Genomic DNA, 24,776 nt, shown 5'->3' with positions numbered 1-24,776 from the left:
ATGTCGACGCACGATGCTCTGCGCCGTGCCGTCCGCGCCGATCTGAGCGGCTCCGCAGTCGACGTGGCACCGCGACTCCTCGGGGCGGAACTGCGCACGTTCGTCGTCGGGCCCGACGACACCGACCCGGTCGAAGTGCGGCTGCGCATCACCGAGGTCGAGGCATATCACGGTCGGGGTACCGGGGAGATCGCGGACCCGGGGTCGCATGCGCGGATGGGGCCGACCGCCCGCAATGCCACGATGTGGGGCGAGCCCGGACACCTGTACGTGTACCTGAGTCACGGCATCCACTCGTGTGTCAACGTCGTGTGCGGGCCCGAGGGGCAGGGCGATGGCGTGCTGCTGCGTGCCGGTGAGGTCGTGTCCGGAGCGGATGCCGCGGCTCGGCGGCGGGGTGCGGCGCTGCCTCTCGGGCGCATCGCTCTTCGCGACCTCGCCCGTGGTCCGGGACGTCTCGGTCAGGCCGTCGGGTTGCGGCATCCTCTGCACGACGGGATCGATGCCGTGACGGGGGAGCGGCTGCACGGTGCACGGGCGGAACTGTGGCTGGGCGAACCGCGGGACGACGTGGTGAGCGGGCCGCGGGTCGGCGTCGCGGGGGTCGCCGGTACGCATGCGTTCCCCTGGCGTTTCTGGATCGACGGCGACCCCACGGTGTCGCTGTTCCGGTGGGGCCGCGGTGCCGCCGAGGCTGCGGCAGTTCCTGGCACTCCGCCCGTGCTAAACTGACTCTTTGTCTGCGCACACTCCTGTGCGCAGTTCGCGTGCCGCTGGGTGTTTCTCGGTTCCTGAGCCTGTCGAAGGGGTCGAAGGGCCCGCGGCGTGCAGACAAGGGATCTTGGGTGAGGCCGTCCGGTCTCACGGTATAGAAGGAGTCACATCATGGCAGCAGTGTGCCAGGTGACCGGAGCTGTTCCCGGCTTCGGACACAATGTCTCGCACTCGCACCGCCGGACGAAGCGCCGCTTCGACCCGAACGTGCAGAAGAAGACGTATTTCGTTCCGTCGCTCGGTCGTAAGATCACGCTCAATGTGTCCGCCAAGGGCATCAAGGTGATCGACGTCCGTGGCATCGAGAACGTGGTCAAGGACCTCCAGGCGAAGGGTGTGAGGCTCTAATGGCCAAGAAGGCTCAGGACGTACGTCCGATCATCAAGCTGCGTTCGACGGCAGGTACGGGATACACGTACGTGACCAAGAAGAACCGCCGCAACACCCCCGACCGCCTCGTGCTCAAGAAGTACGACCCGGTCATCCGTCAGCACGTCGAATTCCGAGAGGAGCGTTGATCAATGGCTAAGAAGAGCAAGATCGCTCGCAACGAGCAGCGCAAGGTCATCGTCGAGCGTTACGCCGAGCGTCGCGCCGAGCTGAAGAAGACCCTGGTCGACCCGAACGCCACCGACGAGGCCCGCGAGGCCGCACGCGTCGGCCTGCAGAAGCTGCCGCGCAACGCGTCGCCGGCTCGCGTGCGTTCGCGCGACGTCATCGACGGCCGCCCCCGCGGTGTCCTCACGAAGTTCGGCATCTCGCGTGTCCGCTTCCGTGACATGGCACACCGTGGCGAGCTGCCCGGCGTGACCAAGTCGAGCTGGTAAGACTCAGCAGACAGGAGGGGCGAGGATCTTCGGATCCTCGCCCCTTCTGCGTCCCCGGGCTTCTGTGTTCCCGGGGCTTCGCGTCTCGGGGGTTTCTGTGTCTCGTGGGCTTCTACATTCCCGGGGCTTCTGTGTTCCCGGGGCTTCGCGTCTCGGGGGTTTCTGTGGCTCGGGGGCTTCTACATTCCCGGGGCTTCTGTGTTCCCGGGTCCCTCGCGCTCTGAAGGAGATCTCACGAAATGAAGGAGCGGATGCCGCATCCACTCCTTCATTCCGTGAGATCTCCTTCGCTTCGAGAGGGGTGGGGGATGCGCGCAGGCGCGCAGGCGAGCAGGCGAGCAGGCCAGCAGGCCAGCGGCTGCCCGGGCGCTGTTCTCCTGCACCGGGGCCTGCGCTGAGGAAAGTCTGTCCGCATGCCGGGACCGCGGCGACATGCGGCTGCTCATCGGAGGCAGGATCGTTCGATGGATCCCGTGGATGAGCTGATGCGTCGTGGGGGAGTCGCGCCGGTGCGGGCTCTCCGAGCAGCCGGGGTCAGCGCGCACGCGCTTCGGCGGTCGAAGGAGCGGCGCGAGATCTCAACGGTGCGGCAGGGGTGGGTGGCGCTCCCGGAAGCTGATCCGAAGGTCGTCGGCGCCGTCGCGCACGGCGTGGTGCTGAGCTGTGTCACCGCGGCCGCCCGGCAGGGGCTCTGGGTTCCCGAGAAGCCCGCACTGCATGTCGTTGCCAGACCGAATGCCGCGCGGATCCAGGTGCCAGCACACGTCGTCGTGCACTGGTCGAAGCCGGTCGTCGTGCGGCCACCCGACGCGACGGTGGATGAGTTGCTGAACGCTCTCGCCCTGGTCGCTCAATGCCAGCCGTTCGAGACGGCGCTCGTCGTCTGGGAGTCGGCCATGAACAAGGGGCTCGTCGACCGCGAGCGGCTTCGTGGGCTCGATCTTCCGCCGCCGGCCCGAGGGGTCCTCGAACGGGCGCGACCGTTCGCCGACTCGGGACTGGAGACCATCGTCATCCACCGGCTTCGCTGGCTGGGGCTTCGGATGCTGCCTCAGGCCTGGTGCATCGACCGGCGGGTGGACCTGCTCATCGGGGATCGGCTGGTCATCCAGATCGACGGGGCGACGCACGCGGGCGAGCAGCGGACCAAGGACATCGCGCATGACGCGCAGCTGATGATTCGCGGCTACCGCGTTCTTCGTTTCAGCTATGAGCAGGTCATGCAGCGTTGGCCCGAGGTGCAGTCGGTGATCATGGAGGCCGTCGCACAGGGCGCGCACCTCCCCTGAGCATCCTCAAGGCCTGAGCATCCCGAAGGCCTGAGCATCCCCAAGGCCTGAGCATTCCCACGCACAACGCGAAGGAGATCTCACGGAATGAAGGAGCGGATGCTGTATCCACTCCTTCATTCCGTGAGATCTCCTTCATTCTGTGCGGGCAGTTGCTGACGCTGCACCAGGCGTCATGACCCAGCCCCCAGCCCCCAGCCCCCCAGCCCCCAGCCCCCCAGCCCCCAGCCCCCAGCCCCAGCCCCCCAGCACCGGCGCAGCCCGGCGTCACGCGACGGGGGTGGTGGTGTGCGCGACGGCCCAGGCGAGGGCGTCATCGGCGATCTCCTCCCAGCCGTCCTGGCTGACGAGGCGGTGCGTGCGTCCGGGGTACTCCTTGTAGTCGACGACGGCGGGGCTCCCGGTGGAGCGGTACTTCTGCACGATCGCGCGACCGATGGCCGGCGGTACGACGTGGTCGATCTCGCCCGTGATCACGTACAGCGGGGCCCGGTCGGTGCGCGCGTAGTCGACGTGGGTGACGCCGCCCTTCTCGTTGAATGCTGCGGCGACGCCCTCGAAGAAGACCCGGTTGTAGGAGTTCACGGCCGATTCCTCCCAGAGGCGGTCGGACTCGGCGCGGCTCAGGTCGTTGCCGAACGTGAAGTGGAAGTGGCGCTTCGACAGGGGCTTGGCGCCGTTGCGACCGAAGGGGTTCGCGAGGATCGGGGTGCCGGTCCACAGCGTCGACAACGGCAGGGTGGTGATGCCGGCGGTCTGTCCGGGAGCGACGCCCACGTACGCGGCTCCGACACCGCGGTCGGCGAGCATCTGGGTGATGACCCCGCCGAAGGAGTGGCCCATGACGATCGGCTTGACGGGAAGTGCGCGGATGATGCGCTCGTAGTGATCGACGATCTGCTTCAGGCCGATGCCTTTCAGGGCGGACGGGTCGCGGCGGATGTCCTCGACGGAGCGGTCGTCGATGCCGGGCCATCCCGGGACGATGACCTCGTGGCCCTTGGCGCGGAAGCGCTCGGCCCAGGTGTTCCAGCTCGCGGGGGTCATCCACAGGCCGTGGATCAGGACGATGGGGGTCTTGTCGGTGGTGTTCATGATCTTCTTCTCTCTGTTCGGCTCCCGCTGATCGGAAGTGCGTTACGCTGATAGTAGACCGAACGTTCTATCTACCGCAACCTATTCCCGAAACTGTCAAATCGGATTCGGATGCCGGGGTTCGGATGACACGATGAGAGGAAGACCATGGACACCACGACGAAGCGCCCCAGCCCCGCCCGCGCCCGGTTGATCGATGCCGCCACCCGCCTCTTCTATGAGCAGGGCATCCACGCGGTCGGCGTCGACCGCGTGATCGAGGAGGCCGGGGTCACTCGCGCCACCCTCTACAAGCAGTTCGGCGGCAAGGAGAACCTCGTGCTCGCGTACCTCGGTCACGAGGACGAGATGCTCCGCGCGATGTTCACCGAGGCGGGAGCGACCGAATCCGACCCCGACGCGCTGCTGGACGCGGTGGTCCAGGGCATCGCCGCCGACATCCGCGAACACCACACGCGGGGCTGCCCCTTCATCAACGCGGCCGCGGAGTATCCGGATGCCGGTGGGGCCGTGCGGCAGCTCATCGACGAGCATCGGGAGTGGTTCCGCGCGACTCTGCAGCAGGTCGCCGAGGCGGCCGGTCTCGAGCGTCCGGACGAGGTCGCCGCGTCGCTCGTGCTGCTGCGCGACGCCGCGCTCGTCGGCGGGTATCTCGACGGGGAGAACCGCGTAGCGCCCGCCTTCGAGCGCACGGCCGGCGCCGTGATCGACGCTCACCGGGCGCACTGACGACCCCGGAATCTGTGACTGGAGTGACAAAAGTGGTGCGACACGCCCAGTAATTGCCCAAAACCCGCGAAATGACGCGGAAATGAGGGTGGTGGTTGATACATTCAAGGCGGTCACTAGACCAGGAGCATCCGCTCCGATACCCACAACGATGCGACGGGATCTCGTCGCTGGAGGATGACATGGCTGACAAGTCCATCACCAAGACCGAGCTCGTCGCGAGCATCGCAAGCGCCACGGGCCAGAGCCAGGCCACCGTCTCCGGTGTCCTCGACTCGCTGTTCGCCACGGTCTCCGACGCTGTTGCCAAGGGCAGCAAGGTCTCCATCCCGGGCTGGATCTCCTTCGAGCAGGTCGACACCGCTGCTCGCACGGGCCGCAACCCGCAGACCGGCGCCGAGATCAAGATCCCGGCCGGCAAGCGCGTCAAGGTGACCGCTGGCTCCAAGCTCAAGGCTGCCGTCAAGTAATCGACCGCACCTCATCGAAGGCCGCTCCCGTTCCGACGGGGGCGGCCTTCGTGCTTTCCTCCCTCCGGGCGCGCCTAGGCTGGAGGGGTGAGTTCCCGTAGCGAGTCGACGAGTCGGATCTCGGCGTATCGCATCGCCGGGATCGTCATCCTCCTCGTCGCGGCTCTGGTCGCCCTGACGCTCGCACTTCTCGTCGGCGGAGGCGCGAAGCCGCCGCTCCTGCAGGATCCGGGCCCGTTCGTGCTCTGGGGCACGCCGATCGCCAAGCTCGTGATGAACATGTCCGGCGCGGTGATGCTCGGCTCGCTGGTGCTGGCGCTGTTCGGCCTGCGCGCGGGGGAGCGCTCTTTCGACGCCGCTCTGAACATCGCCTCGGTCGGCGCCGCGGTCTTCACGATCTCCGCGGGTCTCGCCGGATTCCTCGCCTTCATGGCGGCCTTCAACCCGAAGCTCAGCATCGAGCGCGAGTTCGGCACGCAGCTGGGGCGCTTCCTGCTGGAACTGCCGCTCGGCCAGTCCTGGCTCATCACGACGCTCTTCGGTGCGATCATCACGGTGCTCGCATTCGCCTGGCGTTCGTGGACGCCCACGCTCATCACGGCGCTGCTGGCCGCGGCATCCTTCCTCCCGCTCGCGACGCAGGGTCATGCGGGCGATCTCGCCGGGCACAACATGGCGGTCAACTCGATCCTGCTGCACACGATCGGCGCAGCCGTCTGGCTCGGTGGCCTGCTGCTGCTGATCCTGCTGCGCGGACGTGCCGACGTCGACACGGCGCGGCTCGTCGGGCGCTACTCGTCGCTCGCGATCGCCGCCTTCGCCGTGGTCGCCGTCTCGGGGGTCACGCGATCGATCGTGGCCGTCGGCGACTGGAACGCGCTGTGGACCACGCCCTACGGCTGGATCGTGCTCGCCAAGGTCGCGCTGCTGGGCGGCATGGGCCTGCTCGGTGCCTGGTATCGCGCCCGCCTCATCCCGAAGCTCGCCGGAGCCCGCGCCGCCGGCTGGTTCTGGCTGCTCGTGCTGTGCGAGGTCGCGCTGATGGGCCTGGCCTCCGGTGCCGCGGCCGCTCTGGCCCGCACACCGCCGCCCACCGGCGAGACCGCGTTCCTGCAGACGCCCGCCCAGATCCTCACCGGGTCGGAACTGCCGCCCGAGCTCACCCTCGAGCGCTGGTTCACGGCGTGGGACATCGACGTGCTCTGGCTGATCGCCGCGGGTCTGGCACTGTTCTTCTACCTGGCCGGCGTGCGGCGCCTGCATGTGCGCGGCGACCGCTGGCCCATCCATCGCACGATCTTCTGGGTGCTGGGGATGCTGCTGCTCGTCTGGGTCACCGGCGGGCCCATCAACGCGTACCAGGAATACCTGTTCAGCATCCACATGCTCGGGCACATGATGCTGTCGATGGCGATCCCGCTGCTGCTGGTCTCCGGCGCCCCCATCACACTCGCGCTGCGCGCGATCCACAAGCGCGACGACGGCACCCGCGGCGGTCGGGAGTGGATCATGTGGGCGGTTCACTCGCCGTTCGCCCGTGTGGTCACGCATCCGTTCGTCGCGGCGGCGATCTTCATACTGTCGCTGTGGGCGTTCTACTTCACCGATCTCGTGCGCTGGTCGATGTTCGAGCACCTCGGCCACGAGTGGATGGTCATCCACTTCCTGATCTCCGGCTACCTGTTCGTGATGAGCCTCATCGGGGCCGACCCGGTTCCGTACCGGCTGCCGTATCCCGGACGCCTGATCACGCTGATCGCCGTCATGGCGATGCATGCGTTCTTCGGCATCGCGATCATGATGCAGGAGGGGCTGATGGTCGCGGACTGGTTCGGGGCGATGGGCCGCGACTGGGGCGTGAGCCCGATGCAGGACCAGTACGTCGGCGGCGGCATCGCGTGGTCGATCGGCGAGATCCCGACGCTCATCCTCGCGATCACGGTCGCCATCCAGTGGAGCCGCAGCGACACCAAGCTGCAGCGTCGGGCCGACCGGCACGCGGATCGCACCGGCGACGCCGAGCTCGAGGAGTACAACGCCAAGCTCGCGGCCCTCGCCGAGCGCGATCAGCGCCGCGAGGAGCGCGACGGCCGCTGACAACCGTCGCGGCGGTGGTCGGTCGACCGGGACTCAGTCGACCGGGACCTCGCCCGGGGCACCGACCCTGATCGACGCCGAGCCGTTCGGCATGATCACGATCGTGCCGTTCAGCTGGAAGGGCACGTCTTCCGAGAGTGGTGCGATCGACCCGTCGAACAGCGACTGGATCTCGACGTCGACGTGCGCCACGGCCTCGGTGGTCGGGATCTTCCACTGGCCCTCGTCGGGGACGACCGTCACCTGAGGCTGGCTGGCGATCGACCACTTCGGCGGTGCGGTGATCCGGTTGGTGACCCGCAGGCCGAACGGGCAGGCGGTCGGCTGCAGGACCTCCTGCGTCGTGCACTCTGTGAGGAACTGCTCGACCTGCTGCTGCACGACCTTGACGAACTCCTGGGTCGGCTCGGTCTGCACGTCGAGCGGCGTGACGGCGAGCGGCGTATCGGCGAGCACGCCGTGGCCGGATGCGGTCGCGATGGGGGTGTCGACGGTCACCGAGTACAGCCCCGGGGTGAACACCAGCAGCGGCAGCGGGTCGAGCGCGCCCGCCTCGGGGCCGAGGGCCGACACCTGTCGACGGTCGACCTCGAAGCCGTTCACCGCGAACTGGTCTGCGCCCCGCACGGTGAGGTCGATCACGGCCAGCGGGCTGGTGGTGAAGCGCCAGTTCGGGGTCACGCCCGCCCAGCCGTCCTGCACGATGAGGAACGTGCTGGAGCCAGCGTGGCCGCTCGCCTGGTAGCTCACGGTGACCGCGGTGCCGCCGTCTGCGGGCTTCTCCGACTCCACTTTCACATCCGTCAGCGGAGCGAGCGCCGAGCGCCGGAGCATCGCCTCAGACGCCGACGGGTCGATGCCCGCCTTCTCGAGCGTCTCGCGGTCGATCGCGACCCCGGGAATGCGGAGCGCGTCGGCAGCGCTGCCGGAGGACAGCAGGTCGAGATAGCGGACCACGAAAGCGGACGGGCCGTAGAACTGCTGGTACAGAGTCGCCCCGCCGGCACCCAGGGCGGCCACGAGCATGAGGCCCACGACGGCGAGCATCGCCAGATCGACGCCCAGGCGCGATCGCCGGGGCGCGCGCGTGCCGACCCGTCCCATGGCGTCAGTCTAGGAGGGCGTCCTGGGGGGACGCCGAGCGTCGGCAGCCGCAGCCGGATGCCGGGACGTAGCATGGGTGACGCCCCGTTTCCGCCTGCTTCCCCTGTGAGTGCCGTGTCCCTTCCCGCCCTGTCCGAGGAGCAGCAAGAGCTGTTCCGGCTCATCGAGGACACCGGCGAGCACGTCTTCATCACCGGGCGCGCCGGCACCGGCAAGTCCACGCTCCTCCAGCATTTCGCCTGGAACACCAAGAAGCAGATCGCGATCTGCGCGCCCACCGGCGTCGCGGCGTTGAACGTCGAGGGGCAGACCATCCACTCCCTCTTCCGGCTTCCGATCGGTCTGATCGGCGACGCCGACATCGACCAGAACGATGCCACCCGCCGCATCCTCAATGCGATCGAGACGCTCGTGATCGATGAGATCTCGATGGTCAACGCCGACCTGATGGATGCGATCGACCGCTCCCTGCGCCAGGCCAGAGGGCGAAGGGGTGAGCCGTTCGGCGGCGTGCAGGTGGTCATGTTCGGCGATCCCTATCAGCTCGCACCGGTTCCCCCTCGCGGCGACGAGGCCCGCTACGTGCAGGACCACTACCGCTCGTTCTGGTTCTTCGACGCGAAGGTGTGGGCCGGCCCTTCGACGGGCTCAGGAACCCACGGATTCGGGTCGTCCGATCAGGAGGGCCTGTTCGAGGTCGACACCCGTGCTCAGCTGCACGTGCGGGAGCTGGTGCAGATCCATCGCCAGTCCGACGATGGATTCAAAGCGATGCTCAACGCCGTGCGCTACGGGCGGGTGACCGCCGAGATCGCCGGGGTGCTGAACACGCAGGGCGCGCGGACACCGCCGGAGCCGGAGCCGGGCGAGGTGCCGATGATCACCCTCGCCACGCGCAACGACATCGTGAACAGCATCAACAGCAGGCACCTCGCGGCGCTGCCCGGCAAGGAGCAGACCGCGCGCGCCGAGGTCAGCGGCGACTTCGGTCGCGGCGAGGCGTCGCTGCCGGCGGAATCGGAGCTCAAGCTCAAGGTCGGGGCGCAGGTGATGTTCCTCCGCAACGACACGGCGATGTCCGGAGAGCCGCCGCGCTGGGTGAACGGCACGATCGGCACGGTCACGCGCATCATCGGCAGTGCGGTGCGCGTCGATATCGACGGTGAGGAGGTCGACGTCGAACCCGCCGTCTGGGAGCGGTTCCGGTACGCGTACGACCAGAACACGAAGAAGCTGTCGCGTGACGTGGTGGCCGAGTTCACCCAGTTCCCGTTGCGGCTGGCCTGGGCGGTCACGATCCACAAGTCGCAGGGCAAGACCTATGAGCGCGCGATCGTCGACCTCGGCTCCGGGGCGTTCGCGCCGGGGCAGACCTATGTCGCGCTGAGCCGACTGACCTCGCTCGACGGGCTGTATCTCTCGCGCCCGCTGCGGCCCCGCGACATCCGGGTGGATGAGGACGTGCGCCGGTTCATGCGCGACGCCTGGCTCGCGGCATCGACCCCGGAGCTGCCGAAGGGCTGAGCCCGGCTCAGGCCGCGGCGCGCGCCCGGTCGAGGTCTTCGAAGAGCTCGGTGTTGAAGCGGTAGGCGAGGAGCACCTCGTCGATCACACGCTCCCGCTCGGCGTCGTCCCACGGGGCGGCATCGAGCTGCTCGCGGTACACGTCCTTGAAAGCCGACGGGTCGGCGATGTCGTCGAACAGGTAGAAGCCGATGCCGTTGGTCTCGAAGCCGAAGCGACGGGCCATCACGCGGCCGATGAAGATCCCGCCGGAGAGGTCGCCGAGGTAGCGCGTGTAGTGATGCGCCACGAAGCCGCCGGCCCAGGTCGCTCCGACCTGACGGATGCGGTCGACGTAGCGCTGTGTGGTGGGCAGCGGCACGATCTGCTCGCGCCAGTCGGCACCGAGGAGGAACTCCAGGTCGGCCTCGAGCGCGGGAAGGCGGGTGAGCTTGTCGCTGATGAAGACCGAGGCGATCGGGTCCTGGCGCATCCGGTCGCCCGCGCTCTCGAGCGCTTCGTAGATGAAGTAGTGCTGAGCGACGAGCGAGATGTAGTCCTCGCGCGAGCCCTCGCCCTTCAGGAGGTCGGACATGAAGCCGGCGGTCTCGCTGCGGGAGTGCGATCCGGACGAGCGCTCGCGCAGGGCGGCGGAGAAGGAGAGGATCTCGGGCATGACCTCAGTGTAAGGGGAGCCTTACCTCAGAGGAAAGCCCGGAGTCGACGGAAGTCGGGTCGTCGAGCGCGACGGAGACGTTCAGGCGTGCGGGCGGGGCTCGATTCCGAGGCGCGCGCAGGCCTGGTCGTAGAGCGCGACGACCTCGCGACGCACCGACGGGCGGTCGGCGATCGGTCCGCCGGGCCACGGCACGCGCAGCTCGGAGCTGGAACCACCCGCGGTGATCTCCCACACTCCGCCGTCGCCGTCGAAACCCGTCATGACGGACTCGGTGATCTCGGTCTCGGTCTCGGCGAAGGCGCGGGCGATGAGCAGATTGTCGTCGGTGTGGTCGCCGTTCATGTGGCGCAGAACGGCGGTGATCACGTCGGCATCGAAGAGGTGGGGCACGATTCTCACCTTACGCGCGCGCTGGGAACGCCCGGCGCGGGGCCGACTTTCAGGATCCGCGTTCTAGACTCGGGAGACACATCCTCGGGGGTTCTACATGCAGCTTCTCTCGTCGCGCCGTTGGCGTGCCGCAGCGGCCAGTGCGGCCGTGCTCGCTCTCGTCCTCACCGGATGCTCCTCCGAAGACTCCTTCACCTACACTCCACCGGCTCAGGTCGACGGCGCTCTGCCCGACGCGACGGTCGAGGCCATGCAAGCGGCGGTCGACAACGCGCTCACCGCATCCGGCGCCTCCGGGGCGATCGTGGGCGTCTGGGTCCCGTGGAGCGGCAGCTGGGTCGCCGCGTCGGGCACGCAGAACCGTGACGGCGGCGAACTGTCCACCGACATGACCTTCCGCGTGGCGGACGTGACCCGGCTCATGACCTGTGATGTGCTCTACGCCCTCGCCGACGAGGGAACGGTCAAGCTCGATGCCAAGGTTCCCAAGTACGTCTCGGGAGTGGCCGACATGAAGGATGTCACGCTCCTCGACCTGTGCAATGGCACGAGCGGCGCCGGGTCGTCCGAGGCGACGATCAAGGGCGCGCTGTTGAACACTCCGGAGCGGATCTGGGCTCCGCTGGAGCTCGCCGGCTACGGCCTGGGCCGCGAGAGGGTGGCACCGGCGACGAGCTACCGCGACTCCGATGCGGGGTACCTGCTGCTCGGCCTCGCGCTCGAGCGGGCCACGGGCATGTCGGCATCCGAGCTGATCGCCGAGTACGTGACGGAGCCGCTCGAGCTCTCCGCCACCTCGCTTCCCGGCGCGACGCCGGCTGCCCCGGGCGACACCCCGATGAACGGGCATTACATGTCGGCTGTCGAGGGTGGCTACAACTGCGCCGCCCCGGTGGACATCACCACGCTCTCGGCCAGTTCCGGCTACACCGACTCCGGCGTGGTCTCGAACATCACCGACCTCGGCCGCTACGTGCAGGCGGAGGCGAAGCAGGTGCTGCGCACCAAGGACGAGCCGGCACGCTTCGGCGCGCCGCTCCCGGCCGGCGCACACGACCCTTCCTGGTTCCAGACCGCCGGTGGGGCGTTCCTCGTAGGCTCGATGGTCGGTCAGCACGGCTCGGTTCCCGGCTATGCCACGGCCGCATACTCCGACCCGGCTACCGGGTTCACCGTGGCAGTGGTGCTGAACGATTCGACCGCCGGTGTGGCGATCGCGCAGCAGTTGTCGTGGGAGCTCGCGGCCATCGCATCGAAGGCTCCCGCAGCGTCGGGTCAGACCGCGCCGGAGTTCGGGCTCCCCTTCACCGCGGAGCAGTACCACCAGGCGATCTCGAAGTCCGCGCTCGCCTGCGTGCCGCCCGCTGCGGAGTGATCACCCGCCCGACCTCGGTGCGGCAGGGAAGGGCGACGATGGCGATCATCGACAACGCGATCTACGTGGACGGCGTGCGTACCGAGAATCCGCAGAGCCTGAGCGAGACGTTCGAGCGCATGCGGGAGCGCGGCGGGATGAGCTGGATCGGGTTGTACCGGCCCAGCGAGGAGGAGATCCGCGAGGTCGCCGACGAGTTCGGCATCCACGCCCTCGTCGTCGAGGACGCGCTCTCCGGGCATCAGCGCGCAAAGTTGGAGCGCTACGGTGACGTGCTGTTCATGGTGCTGCGCCCGGCCCGCTACCTCGACGAGGCCGAGGAGGTGGAGTTCGGCGAGGTGCACGTGCTGGTCGGCCCCGATTTCGTCGTGACGATCCGTCATGCCGAATCGCCCGACCTCGGGCGCGTGCGGCATCGGCTGGAGAACGACCCCGCGCTGCTCGCCCATGGGCCCGAAGCCGTGCTGTACGCCATCCTCGACGAGGTGGTCGACGAGTACGCGCCGGTGCTCGCAGGGCTCGAGAACGACATCGACGAGATCGAGAGCCAGCTCTTCGAAGAGGACTCGGATGCCACGCAGCGCATCTACGAGCTCGGCAGGGAGGTCATCGACTTCCAGCGTGCGACGCAGCCGCTGTCCGGGATGCTGGAGGCGCTGCTGCGCGGGTCGGACAAGTACCAGGTGGAGGAAGAGCTGCGACGCTACCTGCGCGACGTGCTGGACCACACGCTCCGGGTGAGCGACCGCGCGACGACCTTCCGCACCGTCCTCGACAACGCCCTCACCGTCGAGTCGACGATCGTCGCCCGCCGGCAGAACGAGGAGATGCGGCGGATGACGGAACTCAGCATCCGTCAGAACGACGAGGTCAAGAAGATCTCCGGATGGGCGGCGATCCTGTTCGCCCCGACGCTGGTCGGCACGATCTACGGCATGAACTTCGACCACATGCCCGAGCTGCACTGGCTGTTCGGCTATCCGATGGCGATCGCCATGATGGTCGCGCTGGGTTTCGGCCTGTACGCGGTGTTCAAGCGCAAGGGCTGGCTCTGACGCTGGCCGGAACCGTGCGGTCGTTGGCCGGATCGGATCTTGCCCGGCTCTACGACGGCGACCACGATGAGTCCATGACGACTTCTTCCGACACCGCCCTGCTCGTCGTCGACGCTCAGGAGTCGTTCCGCCAGCGCGCCGACGACTGGACGGCCACCGCGAATCCGGCGGTGCTCGACAACATCGCTCTCCTCGTGGCGCACGCCCGCGAGATCGGCGACCGGGTCGTGTGGATCACGCACTCCGAACCGGGCACCGGGGGCGTGTTCGATCCCGCCAACGGATTCGTGCGCGTGATCGAGGAGCTCGAGCCCCGGGAATCCGAGGACGCCCTCACGAAGACGACCGTCAACGCGTTCGGCTCCACCGACCTCGAGGAGAGACTGCGACGCGCCGGCATCCGCCGCGTCGCGATCTGCGGCATCCGCACGGAGCAGTGCTGCGAGACGACCGCCCGTGTCGCCGCCGACCTCGGCTTCGAGGTCGAGTTCGTCACGGATGCGACGACCACCTCCGCCATCCCCGCCGTCGGCGCGCTCGCCGCGGTCTCCGGGGACGACATCATGCGCCGCACCGCGAGCATCCTCTCGGCCCGAGGGTTCGCGACCGTCACGAGCACGCGCGAGCGGATCGGCGCGAACGCGGGCGTCTGAACCGCGGATCAGTCCTCGTCGACCTCGACCCCGGGCCCCGGGCCCGGTCGCACCGGAGCGTCGGGGGCGATGTCGATCCGGGTGTTGCCGTCGTGCTCGCTGACCTCGATGCGCGGGGCGGCGTCGGCCTCGGTGGCATCCGGTGCGGAGGTGAGCTGATCGTGGCGCTTCTCGGCGCTCGTCATCTCTTCGGCGCTGTTCTCAGGCGTGCTCATGGTTCTCCTTCGGGTCGGGTGCGGAATCAGGATTCAGGGCGGTCCCGAGCGGGGCGCCTCCGCTGCGCTTCCGGCTCCAGCGGGCCAACAGGTACAGGATGCCGCCGACGGCGAGCAGGATCGCTCCGAAGAGCCAGACGACGGGACGCTGCTGGGTGAGCAGCAGGATGCAGGAGGCGATGCCGAGGACGGGGACGAAGGTCCACACCCGGAAGTGATCGTTCTCGACGTGATCGCGCCGGAGGACCAGCACCGAGACGTTCACGCTGAGGAAGACGACCAGGAGCAGCAGGACCACGGTCTCGGCCAGGGTGGCCAGATCGCCGACGAGGGTCAGCCCCATCGCGACGAGGGTGGTGGTGAGGATCGCGACCCACGGGGTCTTCCGCTTCGGCAGCACGCGACCGAGCGCACCGGGCAGCAGGCCCTGCTCGGCCATGCCGTAGGTCAGGCGGCTGACCATGATCATGGTCAGCAGGGCGCCGTTCGCGACGGCGACGAGGGCGATGAGGCTGAACAGCCAGGAGGGGATGCTGACGCCGGTGGCCTCGACCACCGCGAGCAGCGGTCCGCTCGACTCCTGCAGCTCGGCGGGCGGGAGGGCGATCGAGCTCGCGAGGCCGACCAGGACGTAGACCGCGCCGGCGGTGATGAGCGCTCCGAACAGGGCGCGCGGGTAGGTGCGCCGGGGGTTCTTCACCTCTTCGATCATGTTGGCCGACGTCTCGAAGCCGACGAACGAGTAGTACGCGATGACGGCTCCGGAGAGCACGGCCATGGCGACGCTCGTGCCCTCGGGCGCCTGGGTCACGCGGGACACGTCTCCGCCTCCGCCGCCGAGGAAGATCGCGACGACGGCGATCACGATCACGAGTCCGCTGAGCTCGATGGCGGTCATCACGAGGTTGGCACCCAGGGATTCACGGATGCCGCGGGCATTCAGCAGGCCGACGAGGGCGAGGAAGGCGATGGCGACCGGGATGGTCGGCAGGTCGAGGAAGGTGCCGAGGTAGTCGCCCGCGAACGCGATGGCGAGCCCCGCCGCGCTGGTCACGCCCGCCGCGAGCATGCTGAAACCGACGAGGAACGAGACGAGCGGGCTATGGAACGCACGCTCGGCGAAGACCGCGGCACCGCCGGCGCGAGGATACTTGGTGACCAGCTCGGCGTAGGATCCGGCGGTGAGCATGGCGAGCAGCAGCGCCAGGAGCAGCGGCGCCCACAGCATGCCGCCCACCTTCTCGGACAGCACACCCATCAGCGCATAGATGCCGGCGCCCAGCACATCTCCGAGGATGAAGGCGAACAGCAGGGGACCGGTGATCGCTCGCCGCAGCCGCGTGGGGGCCTCGGAGCCGGAGGCAGTCTCGGTGGTCATCCTCGCACGCTACGGGGAGGGGGGAGCGCGGGCCACGGGGTTGACATCCCCGGCCGGTCTCCGGCATCCGAGCGGCGTGGATGTCACCGCGATCGTCGCGCGGCCCTGAGTTCAGCGGATTCACAGAATCACCGCGCGGCATCCCGATATTCCAGCGCGCGCGGCGATAACGTCGGTGCCGCACGAGGGGTGCGTCGGCCAGGTGCGCGGGCAAACGGGTGGCTTCCCCTCTCCGGAATTCCCAAGCAAAGGGCTCTCTCATGACTGGTACGGCACGCAAGGCGCTCGCAGAAGCGGTCGCCACCTTCCTCTTCGTTCTCGCGATCATCGCGGCGGTGAACAGCGACAGCCCGCTGACGCCCCTCGCGATCGGCTTCACCCTGATGGTGCTCGTGTTCTCCACGGGCCACATCTCGGGCGCCCACCTCAACCCGGCCGTCTCGGTCGGCGTGTTCCTGCGCGGCGGCCTCAGCGTCGCCGACTTCATCGCCTACCTGATCGCCCAGTTCGTCGGCGGCGCGCTGGCCGCACTCGTGAGCCTGGCCGTGTGGCCCTTCGGCGAAGAGGCGATGGTCATCGAGGTCGGCCCGGCGTTCCTCGTCGAGGCGCTCTTCACGCTCATCCTCGTGTGGGTCGTGCTCAACACCGCCACCTCGAAGGACACCGCCGGCAACTCGTTCTACGGCCTCGCGATCGGTGCGACCGTCTTCGTCGGCGCGGCCACGGTCGGCTCGATCTCGGGTGGCGGCTTCAACCCGGCCGTCGCGCTCGGCCTCTCGGTCAGCGGCCACTTCGACTGGAGCTCGCTGTGGCTCTACATCGTCGCCCCCGTCGTGGGCGCCGTGATCGCCGCGATCCTGTTCCGCGTGCTCAACACGGACGACGCCAAGAAGATCGCCGCAGCGGAGTAACTTCCCCTGCACGGCCGGAGCGCCGCATCCTCCTCGGAGGGTGCGGCGCTTCTGCGTGTCAGAGACCTGTGGGAGCCTGGGATCGATGGACACCACCCCGGCGCCGCGGCGCACTCTCCTGGTCGGATTCGGCAAGCTCGGCGCGCGCCTCGCGCCACGGCTTCTCAACGACGGCGGTGAGGTCTTCGCGCTGCGGCGGAGTGACGGGCAGCTGCCCGTCGGCGTGGTCGGCATCCGCGGTGATGTCTCCCTGCCGCTCACCACGACGCTGCCCGCGGTCGACGCCGTCGTGATCACGCTGCCGCCTGGCGCCTCAGAGGGCGCCTACCGCACGGCGCTCACCCACCTTCGGGATGCTCTGCCGACGATGCCCGCCCGCACCGTGTTCGTGTCGTCCACGGGTGTTTTCGAGGGGACCGTCTTCGAGGCCGACCGTCCTCTCACCGAGCAGGACGAGCCCGCGGCCGAGACGGCGCGTTCGCGGGGTCTGCGCGACGGCGAGCGGGCGGCGAGCGAGCTGTTCGACGCGGTGGTCGTGCGCCCGGCGGGGATCTACGGTCCCGGTCGCGAGTTCCTGCTGCGCAAGGTCCGCGACGGCGCGGCGGTCGATCACTCACGTCTGACGAACCGCATCCACGAGACCGACCTCGTGCGCACGCTCGACCTGCTGCTGCGCACCGACGATCCGCCGCGGCTGGTGCACGCGGTCGACGAGCGACCGGCCCCTCTCGGCGACGTCGTCCGCTTCATCGCCGGGGAGCTGGGCGTCGCGGTGCCTCCGCACGAGGCATCCGACGGCCCGCGAGGACTCGTGTACGACGGGTCGCTGCTCCATTCGCTGCTCGGGCGCCTCGACTACCCCACCTACGAAGCGGGCTACGCGGAGATGATCGCCGGATCCGCCTCGCACCCGCTGCCCGGCCCGTAGCCTGGACGCATGACGAGCACCCGCACGAGCGCCCGCACCGCCCTCGAGGTCGCCGATTGGCGCCGCCGGGTCTTCGCCCTGTACGACGCCGTGCGCCTCGCGGACTCTCCCGAAGACGCCCATGAGCTGTGGCGGATGGAGCGCGACGAGCTGATGCTGCACCACCCCGCGACCCCGCTGCTGCCGGAGGACCGGCCGCTGTTCGAGGGACTTCCCCTCGCGTCGTACGATCCGGACTGGCGCTTCGAGCTGCCGATCCTGCCCGCCGAACCCGGGGGCTTCGACTTCGCCACCGGGACCGACGGTGTCGTGCCGTTCGAGCGTATCGGCCGCGTCGAGATCCCCGATGCCGGATCGCTCGACGTCTGGCGGCTCACCACCTACGGCGGCGGCCTGTTCATCCCGGTGCGCGACGCGCTCGCCGGGCGCGAGGGCGGAACGTACGGCGGCGGCCGCTACCTGATCGACACGATCAAGGGTGCCGACCTGGGATCGGATGCCGCGCGCGGCACGATCGTGCTCGACTTCAACTTCGCCTACAACCCCTCCTGCGCGTACGATCCTGCCTGGGCATGCCCGCTCGCGCAGCCGGGCAACGTGCTCGACGTTCCGGTCCCCGTCGGGGAGATGTACTGAGAGCCCTCAGCCGACGATCTCGATCGCGGTCGAGGTCTCCTCGTCGTCGCAGGCCGCCCCGACCCACAGCCGGATCCGCCCCGGTTCCACCCTCCGCTCGCCGTCGACACCGGTGAACGCGAGGCGGTCGATCGGCACAGTGAACTCCACACGACGCTCCGCGCCCGCATCCAATGTCACCCTCTGGAATCCGATCAGCTGCGCGACCGGGCGGGCCACGCTCGCGACCTCGTCGTGCGCATACAGCTGCACGACGTCGGTTCCCTTCCGTGAGCCGGAGTTGCGCACGAGTACAGAGGCCCGGAACTCCGCGCCCGCGCCGACCGTCGCGTCGGCCGTCAGCTGCTCGCGCGCGAAGGTCGTGTAGCCGAGTCCGAACCCGAACGGCCGCGCCGGCGACGGATCGACGCTCGACACATCCGTGCGCCCACCGAGCGCGGGATGCAGGTACGAGTACGGCTGCACGCCGGCCGAGCGCGGGAGCGAGACCGGCAGTCGCCCGGAGGGGGAGACAGCCCCGCTCAGCACGGCGGCGACGGCCGGACCACCCTCCTCCCCGGGAAAGAACGCCTGCAGCACAGCCGCCGGGAGCAGGCGTGTCGCGGCGGTGGCGGCACCGGCCGCTGCGGGGGAGTTCACCGAACCGAGACCGGCGGTCAGCCCGGCCCCGGACTCCCGGTGCGGCAGCGCCCAGTCCAGTGCATACGGCCGACCGGTGAGCGCGATGACCACCACGGGAGTGCCGGTCGCGACGACGGCCTCGACCAGCGCGCGCTGCACACCGGGGAGCTCCAGCGAATCGACGTCGTTGCCTTCGCCGACCGTGCCGCGTCCGAACAGCCCGGCCCGGTCGCCGACCACGACGATCGCCAGTTCCGCATCGTCGGCGGCGTCGATCGCGCCCGGGAACCCGCTGCGGTCATCGCCCTCGACCTTGCAGCCGGCGACCGACGTGATGGTCGCGGCGGGGAGCTCGGCCCGGAGTCCGTCGAGCACGCTCGGCAGGGCGATGCCGGCGGGCACCTCCGGGTGGTGCGCGAGCACGTGGTTCACGAACGAGTAGCACCCCATGAGCGCCTCCGCGCTGTCGGCGTTTGGCCCGATGACCGCGATCCGTGACGCACGGGATGCCTCGAGGGGCAGCACGCCGTCGTTGCTCAGCAGCACGATCGACTCCTCCGCGAGACGGCGGGCGAGTGCGCGATGCTCCGCGGAATCCAGGTCGATCGCGTCGGGGGCGACCGTGAAGTCGGCATCCAGTAGACCCAGCTCCTCCTTCTGCGCGAGCACGCGTCCGACCGCCCGGTCCAGGATGTTCCGGTCCAGCGACCCGTCGCGCACCTGCGCTGCGAGGGTCGTGTACGCGTCGGGTGAGGGCAGCTCCACGTCGATCCCGGCGGTGACCGCGAGAGCTGCGGCCTGCGCGGAGTCGGCGGCGACGTGGTGCATGCTCCGCAGGAAGTCGACGGCGAAGTAGTCCGACACGACCACCCCATCGAATCCCCAGCGTCCGCGCAGCACTTCGTCGAGGTAGTACGGATCGGCGGCTACCGGCACCCCGTCGATGTCGGTGTACGAGTTCATGACGCTGCGTACGCCGCCCTCGCGCACGGCCATCTCGAACGGCGGGAGCAGCACGTCTTCGATCTCGCGCCGTCCGGCGTGCACCGGGGCGTGGTTGCGGCCCGCGGTCGACGCCGAGTAGCCGACGAAGTGCTTGAGCGTGGCGTGCACCCCCGCCGACTGCATGCCGCGGACATAGGCGGTGCCGACGGTTCCCACCAGCAGTGGGTCCTCGGCGATGCACTCGTCGACGCGCCCCCACCGTGGATCGCGGATGACGTCGAGCACGGGGGCGAGCCCCTGGTGGATCCCCAGCGCCCGCATGGACGATCCGATCGCCTGCCCCACCTGTTCGACCAGCTCCGGATCGAAGGATGCTCCCCATGCCAGAGGCGTCGGGAAGGTCGCCGCCTGCCAGGCGGCCAGTCCGGTCAGGCACTCCTCGTGCACCAGGGCCGGGATGCCCAGCCGGGTCTCGCGCTGCAGCCGTGCCTGCTCGCCCCACAGCCAGTGCGCACGCTCGATCGGGTCGACCGGGCGGGTGCCGTACACGCGGGTCAGGTGGCCGATGCCGTGCGCCGTCGCATCCTCGTAGCGGGTCGAGGTCTTCATTTCGCCGGCCATCGGGGCGACGAGCTCGTCTCCCTGATCCACCCAGAAGCCGACGAGCTGCGCCTGCTTCTCCTCGAGCGTCATCTGCTCGAGGAGTCCCTCGACGCGCGCGGAGAATCGGGGGCGGGGAGTGGGAGCGAGCACGTGCGTCTCTTTCTGTGGGGTGTGCGTCGACATGGTCAGCCCTTGACCGCGCCGGTCAGCCCGCCGACGATGCGGCGCTCGAACAGGCTGAAGAAGATCAGGGCGGGGATCATCGACAGCGACGTGAAGGCCAGCACCTTCGCGGTGTCGACCGAGTACTGCGACGCGAACGACTGCACGCCGAGCGGGAGCGTGAACGCCGCCGCATCGTTGAGCACGAACAGGGGAAGGAGGTATCCGTTCCAGCTGCCGATGAACGCGAGGATGCCGGTGGTGATCACGCCGGGGATCGACAGCGGCAGCACCATGCGCCAGAAGAAGCCGATCCGGCTGCATCCGTCGATGAACGCCGCCTCCTGGATCTCGTCGGGGATGGCGCGCAGGAACGGCACCAGGATGATGATCGTCGTCGGCAGGGCGAAGGCGATCTGGGGAAGGATGACCCCGCCGAGGGAGTTCATCAGCCCGAGGCTGCGCACCACGATGTACAGCGGGGTGATCGCGACCGTGAGCGGGAACATGAGTCCGGCGGCGAAGAACGCGTAGAGGACGCCGCGGCCGGCGAACCGGTAGCGGGCGAGCACGTACGCGGCCATCAGTCCGAGCGCGACGACGCCGATCGTGGTGGCGAGGGCGACGATGGTGGAGTTGAGCACCTGCCGCCAGAACACGCCGCCGGTGATCACGTCGAGGTAGTTCGAGAACACCCACGGCTGCGGCAGGCCCGACGGGTCGGTCGTGATCTGCGCGTTCGTGCGGAAGCCGCCGATGATGATGTACGCGATCGGGGCGAGCATGAGCCCGACGACGATCAGCGCGACGAAGTAGACGGTCGGGTTGGCCCAGGGCGGGCGCGGGGTGCGCCCTGGGCGCCCAGTGCGTCCGGTGCGGCCGGTGCGCTGGGTGACGAGTACCGAGGTGGCGGTCATCGCGTCGTCCTCTTCTTCCGTGCAGGGGCGCCGGTCAGGGCGCCGTCCGTGTCGCGTCGCAGCACCGCGCGCTGGTAGATCAGCGCGACGACGAGCGAGATCAGGAACAGGACGACCGCGACCGCGTTGCCGTACCCGAAGTTGCCGGCGTTGCGTCCCTCGGAGACCATGTAGGTCGCCATGGTCGAGGTGCCGGCGGTGGAGGCGATGTACTGCCCCCAGATGATGTAGACCAGGTCGAACAGCTGCAGCGAGCCGATGATCGACAGGAACGCCCAGATGCGCAGGGTCGGTGCGAGCAGCGGCAGCGTGATGCGCCACTGGATCTGCCAGTACGAGGCGCCGTCGATCGAGGCGGCCTCGTGCAGCTCCTCGGGAATCCCCTGGAGCCCGGCGAGGAAGAGGATCACCGCGAACCCGACGTACTTCCAGGTGATGATCACCATCAGCGTCCAGATCGCGATGTCGGGGTTCGACAGCCAGTCGTTCGCGAGGAACCCGAGGCCCATCTTCTCCAGCAGGTCGTTGAACGCGCCGCTGGTCTGCAGCATCAGGCTCCAGCCCGTGCCCACCACGACTTCGGAGATCACATACGGGATGAAGATCAGCACGCGGATCAGCGACTGACCGCGCATGCGCCGGTTGAGCAGGAGTGCCAGCAGGATCGCCGCCGGTCCCTGCAGGATGAGCGAGAACACGAGGATGAACCCGTTGTGGGCCAGGGCATCGTGGAACAGCGGATCCTGCAGGATCGTCAGATAGTTCTTCAACCCGACGAAGTCGGTGGGCGGGCCGTAGCCCTGCCAGCTGAAGAAGCCGTAGTAGCCCGCCATCAGCACCGGGAAGATGACGAAGGCGAGGAAGACCAGGAGGGCGGGCCCGGCCAGAAGGATCACTTCCAGCCGGGCAGCCGCCCTATGCCTTGGCTGCGGCATCCTGGACGGCCTTGACGATGTCCTCCGGGGTTCCCTGACCGGCGAGCATGTTGACCACGGCGACGTTGAGCGCGTTGCCGACATTCTGTCCGTAGACCGTGTCGAGCCACTGCGTCGCGTACGGCGCCGCGTTGTAGGCCGCGAGGATGTCCTTCAGGTATTGCTCGGTCACGGCCTCCTGCGCCACGGTGTTCACCGGCGGGGCGTTGAACGCCTTGTAGTAGGCGGTCTGCACGTCGGACGTGCCGAGGTAGTTGAGGAAGTCGACGCAGGCGTCGGGCGCATCCACCGAGCACGAGTATCCGTCGACGCCGCCCATCATCGAGCCGGCCTCGCCGTCGCCGCCCTCGACCTCGGGGAACGGGAACCACGACAGGTCGGGCAGCGGCTTCTGGTCGGGCGTCAGCGATCCGATCACGCCGGGGTTCCACGCGCCCATCAGCTCCATGCCGGCCTGGTGGTTGGCGATGAGCCCGGCCGAGCTGCCGGCACCCTGCTGGGCCGTGGTGGTGAGGAAGCCGGAGTTGAACGGCTCGGTGGCCGCGAACGCCTGCAGGTCTTCGCCCGCGCGCACCCAGCAGTCGTCGTCGAAGTTCATCTCGTCGGCGGCCTTGGCGAGCGTCTCGGCACTGCACTCGCGCAGCGCGAGCCAGTAGTACCAGTGGGCGGCGGGCCAGGCGTCTTTCGCGCCGAGGGCGACCGGGTCGATGCCGGCGGCCTTGAGCTTCTCGGTCGCGGCCTCGAGCTCGTCCATCGTGGTCGGGTTCTCGGTGATGCCGGCCTCGTCGAACAGGTCCTGGCTGTAGAAGAGTCCGCCGGGGAGCACGGCCACCGGCATCGCGTAGATCTTGTCGTCCAGGCTGCTGGCCGAGTAGGCGGCATCGGAGATCTCCTCCGCGGCACCGCCCTCGATCGAGTCGGTCAGGTCCTTGAGCTGGCCGGCCTTCACCATCGCGGCCATCTTGCCGCCACCGCGCTGCAGGAAGATGTCGGGAGCATCGCCGGAGTTCAGGGCGGTCTGGAGCTTGCCGTCGAGGTCTTCGTTCTGGATCGACTGGATCTCGATCGTGACGCCGGGGTTGTCCTTCTCGAAGTCGGCGACGGTCTGCTCCCAGAACTCGACGCCCGGGCCGGTGGTGGAGTTGTGCCAGAGGGTCATGGCGGCATCGCCACCGCCTCCGCCGTCGGGGGTGCTGGCCGTGCACCCGCTGAGTGCGAGAGTTCCGACGGCGGCTATCGCCGCCACGGAGATCAAGGAACGCCGTGTGCTGTTCATGTGATGGTTCTCCTCATCGAGAGTTGCGCCGCGTCGCTGCGGGCGCCGCGGCATCAGGGGGTGTGACCGCGTCGCGTTGCAGTCTGCTGTCGTTCCCGGGAGTCGTCAAACGTTTTCGAAAACAGTTTCCATCGAGGCCCTGTGGGCGGATACGCTGGGCGATCATGAGCGGGCGAACAACGATCCACGACGTCGCGAAGGCGGCCGGTGTCTCGGTGTCGACCGTCTCGAAGGCGGTCAACGGGCGCTACGGCATCGCGGATGCGACGGTGCGCCGCGTGCTCGACGTGGTGCAGGAGCTCGGCTACGAATCGAGCCTGGTGGCCAGCAGCATGCGGGCCAGACGCACCGGGGTGATCGGCGTGCTCCTGGCCGACTTCGAGCCGTTCAGCGCCGAGATCCTCAAGGGCGTCGGTGCGGCCGTGCACGACACGGCCTTCGACCTGCTGGCGTACAGCGGATCGCGGCACGGCCAGGGCGAAGGGTGGGAGCGGCGGTCACTCAGTCGGCTCTCCGGCACCCTCATCGATGCCGCGATCATGGTCACGCCCACGGTCGTCGGGGCCTCGACCGAGATCCCCGTCGTCGCGATCGACCCGCACACCGGCCGCGCCGATCTGCCCACCGTCGAGTCGGACAGCTTCGGCGGCGCGCTGACGGCGACCCGGCACCTGCTGGAACTCGGCCACCGCCGCATCAGCTTCCTGGGCGGGCGCCCCGACCTGCGCTCCGCGGGTCTGCGCGATGCCGGGTATCGACGCGCGCTGAGCGACGCCGGCATCCCGGTGGATCCCGACCTGATCCGTTCGGGACGCTACGAGCTGGAGACCACGCGGGATTCGGCGCGGATCCTGCTGGCCGGACCGTCCCGGCCCACGGCCGTGTTCGCCGCGAACGACCTCTCGGCCATCGCCGTGATCGAGGTCGCGCACGAGCTCGGGCTCCGGGTGCCGGAAGACCTCTCGGTGGTCGGGTTCGACGACGTGCCGGAGGCTTCCCGCCGCGCCCTGCCGCTCACCACGATCCAGCAGCCGATGCGTCGCCTGGGTGCGGTGGCGGCCGAGATGGTCTTCGCCCTCCTCGCCGGGCAGCCCGTCGAGGAGATGCACGTGACCCTGCCGACGAGGCTGGTGGTGCGGGCGACCACCGCGGCGCTCCGCAACGGCGAGGGATGAGATCACGACGCCTGCCCTCGCGTGGTATATACTG

At 68.9% G+C, this 24,776-nt stretch carries 26 protein-coding genes; 16 read left to right on the top strand and 10 right to left on the bottom strand.

The genetic code is table 11. From position 1 onward, the window contains the following. The 5 genes from ACFC14_RS04670 to ACFC14_RS04650 all read left to right on the top strand — a co-directional run bounded on the left by ACFC14_RS04670 (position 1) and on the right by ACFC14_RS04650 (position 2,890). Positions 1-732, top strand: a complete 732-nt coding sequence (locus ACFC14_RS04670) for a DNA-3-methyladenine glycosylase (protein WP_376101435.1) — start codon at positions 1-3, stop codon at positions 730-732. Positions 733-885: 153 nt separating this feature from the next. Continuing rightward, positions 886-1,122, top strand: a complete 237-nt coding sequence (gene rpmB, locus ACFC14_RS04665; RefSeq protein ID WP_376101434.1) for a 50S ribosomal protein L28 — start codon at positions 886-888, stop codon at positions 1,120-1,122. Beyond that, on the top strand, positions 1,122-1,292 hold the full coding sequence (gene rpmG / locus ACFC14_RS04660) for a 50S ribosomal protein L33 (protein WP_017203558.1): 171 nt from the start codon (positions 1,122-1,124) through the stop codon (positions 1,290-1,292). The genes rpmB and rpmG overlap by 1 nt, the downstream gene beginning before the upstream one ends. Before the next feature lie 3 nt (positions 1,293-1,295). Then, on the top strand, positions 1,296-1,601 hold the full coding sequence (rpsN, locus tag ACFC14_RS04655; RefSeq protein WP_017829734.1) for a 30S ribosomal protein S14: 306 nt from the start codon (positions 1,296-1,298) through the stop codon (positions 1,599-1,601). A gap of 464 nt (positions 1,602-2,065) precedes the next feature. After that, complete coding sequence (locus ACFC14_RS04650; protein ID WP_376101433.1) at positions 2,066-2,890, top strand: endonuclease domain-containing protein; 825 nt, start codon at positions 2,066-2,068, stop codon at positions 2,888-2,890. A 267-nt stretch (positions 2,891-3,157) separates the two neighbouring features. Here ACFC14_RS04650 and ACFC14_RS04645 read toward each other — a convergent pair whose 3' ends face one another. Then, positions 3,158-3,985 carry an alpha/beta hydrolase gene (locus ACFC14_RS04645; RefSeq protein WP_376101432.1) on the bottom strand — a complete coding sequence of 276 codons (828 nt, stop codon included), beginning with the start codon at positions 3,983-3,985 and terminating at the stop codon, positions 3,158-3,160. A gap of 147 nt (positions 3,986-4,132) precedes the next feature. On the opposite strand from ACFC14_RS04645, the gene ACFC14_RS04640 reads away from it, so the two are divergent. From ACFC14_RS04640 to ACFC14_RS04630, 3 genes are all read left to right on the top strand, one after another. After that, a complete protein-coding gene (locus ACFC14_RS04640; protein ID WP_376101431.1) occupies positions 4,133-4,714 on the top strand; it encodes a TetR/AcrR family transcriptional regulator in 582 nt (193 codons plus the stop codon). A gap of 182 nt (positions 4,715-4,896) precedes the next feature. Next, positions 4,897-5,184, top strand: a complete 288-nt coding sequence (locus tag ACFC14_RS04635) for an HU family DNA-binding protein (RefSeq protein ID WP_017203554.1) — start codon at positions 4,897-4,899, stop codon at positions 5,182-5,184. Positions 5,185-5,271: 87 nt separating this feature from the next. Further along, entirely contained in the window at positions 5,272-7,281 is a 2,010-nt protein-coding gene (locus ACFC14_RS04630; protein WP_376101430.1) for a cytochrome c oxidase assembly protein, read from the top strand. Positions 7,282-7,314: 33 nt separating this feature from the next. On the opposite strand, the gene ACFC14_RS04625 is transcribed toward ACFC14_RS04630, so the two are convergent. Next, positions 7,315-8,385, bottom strand: a complete 1,071-nt coding sequence (locus tag ACFC14_RS04625) for a hypothetical protein (protein ID WP_376101429.1) — start codon at positions 8,383-8,385, stop codon at positions 7,315-7,317. Positions 8,386-8,499: 114 nt separating this feature from the next. On the opposite strand from ACFC14_RS04625, the gene ACFC14_RS04620 reads away from it, so the two are divergent. Next, positions 8,500-9,909, top strand: a complete 1,410-nt coding sequence (locus ACFC14_RS04620; RefSeq protein WP_376107102.1) for an ATP-dependent RecD-like DNA helicase — start codon at positions 8,500-8,502, stop codon at positions 9,907-9,909. Positions 9,910-9,916: 7 nt separating this feature from the next. Here ACFC14_RS04620 and ACFC14_RS04615 read toward each other — a convergent pair whose 3' ends face one another. Beyond that, positions 9,917-10,564, bottom strand: coding sequence for a heme oxygenase (biliverdin-producing) (locus ACFC14_RS04615; protein WP_029264391.1), 648 nt, complete (start codon positions 10,562-10,564; stop codon positions 9,917-9,919). 81 nt (positions 10,565-10,645) lie between these two features. Then, positions 10,646-10,957, bottom strand: coding sequence for a DUF2470 domain-containing protein (locus ACFC14_RS04610; RefSeq protein WP_376101428.1), 312 nt, complete (start codon positions 10,955-10,957; stop codon positions 10,646-10,648). A gap of 97 nt (positions 10,958-11,054) precedes the next feature. On the opposite strand from ACFC14_RS04610, the gene ACFC14_RS04605 reads away from it, so the two are divergent. From ACFC14_RS04605 to ACFC14_RS04595, 3 genes are all read left to right on the top strand, one after another. After that, a complete protein-coding gene (locus tag ACFC14_RS04605; RefSeq protein WP_376101427.1) occupies positions 11,055-12,332 on the top strand; it encodes a serine hydrolase domain-containing protein in 1,278 nt (425 codons plus the stop codon). Between the two features lie 38 nt (positions 12,333-12,370). After that, on the top strand, positions 12,371-13,387 hold the full coding sequence (gene corA, locus ACFC14_RS04600; protein WP_376101426.1) for a magnesium/cobalt transporter CorA: 1,017 nt from the start codon (positions 12,371-12,373) through the stop codon (positions 13,385-13,387). Positions 13,388-13,461: 74 nt separating this feature from the next. Next, positions 13,462-14,040: an isochorismatase family protein gene (locus ACFC14_RS04595; RefSeq protein ID WP_376101425.1), complete on the top strand. Its 579-nt coding sequence runs from the start codon at positions 13,462-13,464 to the stop codon at positions 14,038-14,040. Positions 14,041-14,048: 8 nt separating this feature from the next. Here the strand turns inward: ACFC14_RS04595 and ACFC14_RS04590 are convergent, their stop codons facing one another. Next, positions 14,049-14,255 (bottom strand): multidrug transporter, encoded by a 207-nt coding sequence (locus tag ACFC14_RS04590; protein WP_376101424.1) that lies wholly within the window; start codon positions 14,253-14,255, stop codon positions 14,049-14,051. Beyond that, on the bottom strand, positions 14,242-15,633 hold the full coding sequence (locus tag ACFC14_RS04585; RefSeq protein WP_376101423.1) for an APC family permease: 1,392 nt from the start codon (positions 15,631-15,633) through the stop codon (positions 14,242-14,244). The genes ACFC14_RS04590 and ACFC14_RS04585 overlap by 14 nt, the downstream gene beginning before the upstream one ends. A gap of 260 nt (positions 15,634-15,893) precedes the next feature. On the opposite strand from ACFC14_RS04585, the gene ACFC14_RS04580 reads away from it, so the two are divergent. The 3 genes from ACFC14_RS04580 (at position 15,894) to ACFC14_RS04570 (ending at position 18,108) form a co-directional block, all read left to right on the top strand. Next, positions 15,894-16,544 (top strand): MIP/aquaporin family protein, encoded by a 651-nt coding sequence (locus tag ACFC14_RS04580; RefSeq protein WP_136040545.1) that lies wholly within the window; start codon positions 15,894-15,896, stop codon positions 16,542-16,544. 85 nt (positions 16,545-16,629) lie between these two features. Then, a complete protein-coding gene (locus ACFC14_RS04575) occupies positions 16,630-17,472 on the top strand; it encodes a hypothetical protein (RefSeq protein ID WP_376101422.1) in 843 nt (280 codons plus the stop codon). Positions 17,473-17,481: 9 nt separating this feature from the next. After that, positions 17,482-18,108: a DUF1684 domain-containing protein gene (locus ACFC14_RS04570; RefSeq protein WP_376101421.1), complete on the top strand. Its 627-nt coding sequence runs from the start codon at positions 17,482-17,484 to the stop codon at positions 18,106-18,108. Positions 18,109-18,114: 6 nt separating this feature from the next. Here ACFC14_RS04570 and ACFC14_RS04565 read toward each other — a convergent pair whose 3' ends face one another. From ACFC14_RS04565 to ACFC14_RS04550, 4 genes are all read right to left on the bottom strand, one after another. Next, positions 18,115-20,367, bottom strand: a complete 2,253-nt coding sequence (locus tag ACFC14_RS04565; RefSeq protein ID WP_376107099.1) for a beta-glucosidase — start codon at positions 20,365-20,367, stop codon at positions 18,115-18,117. A 95-nt stretch (positions 20,368-20,462) separates the two neighbouring features. Beyond that, the gene (locus ACFC14_RS04560) at positions 20,463-21,356 is read right to left on the bottom strand and encodes a carbohydrate ABC transporter permease (RefSeq protein WP_376101420.1); all 894 of its coding nucleotides are present in this window, start codon (positions 21,354-21,356) and stop codon (positions 20,463-20,465) included. Then, positions 21,353-22,291, bottom strand: coding sequence for a carbohydrate ABC transporter permease (locus ACFC14_RS04555; protein WP_205828689.1), 939 nt, complete (start codon positions 22,289-22,291; stop codon positions 21,353-21,355). The genes ACFC14_RS04560 and ACFC14_RS04555 overlap by 4 nt, the downstream gene beginning before the upstream one ends. After that, entirely contained in the window at positions 22,272-23,567 is a 1,296-nt protein-coding gene (locus ACFC14_RS04550; RefSeq protein ID WP_376101419.1) for an extracellular solute-binding protein, read from the bottom strand. The genes ACFC14_RS04555 and ACFC14_RS04550 overlap by 20 nt, the downstream gene beginning before the upstream one ends. A gap of 164 nt (positions 23,568-23,731) precedes the next feature. Between ACFC14_RS04550 and ACFC14_RS04545 the strand changes: the two genes are divergently transcribed. Next, positions 23,732-24,742 carry a LacI family DNA-binding transcriptional regulator gene (locus ACFC14_RS04545; protein WP_376101418.1) on the top strand — a complete coding sequence of 337 codons (1,011 nt, stop codon included), beginning with the start codon at positions 23,732-23,734 and terminating at the stop codon, positions 24,740-24,742. Positions 24,743-24,776 lie beyond the last annotated feature (34 nt).

It is taken from the genome of Microbacterium sp. NPDC055988, assembly GCF_042269505.1.
Lineage (GTDB): Bacteria > Actinomycetota > Actinomycetes > Actinomycetales > Microbacteriaceae > Microbacterium.
The sequence above is the reverse complement of the archived record's forward strand: the minus strand, read 5'-3'. Positions and strand labels throughout refer to the sequence as shown.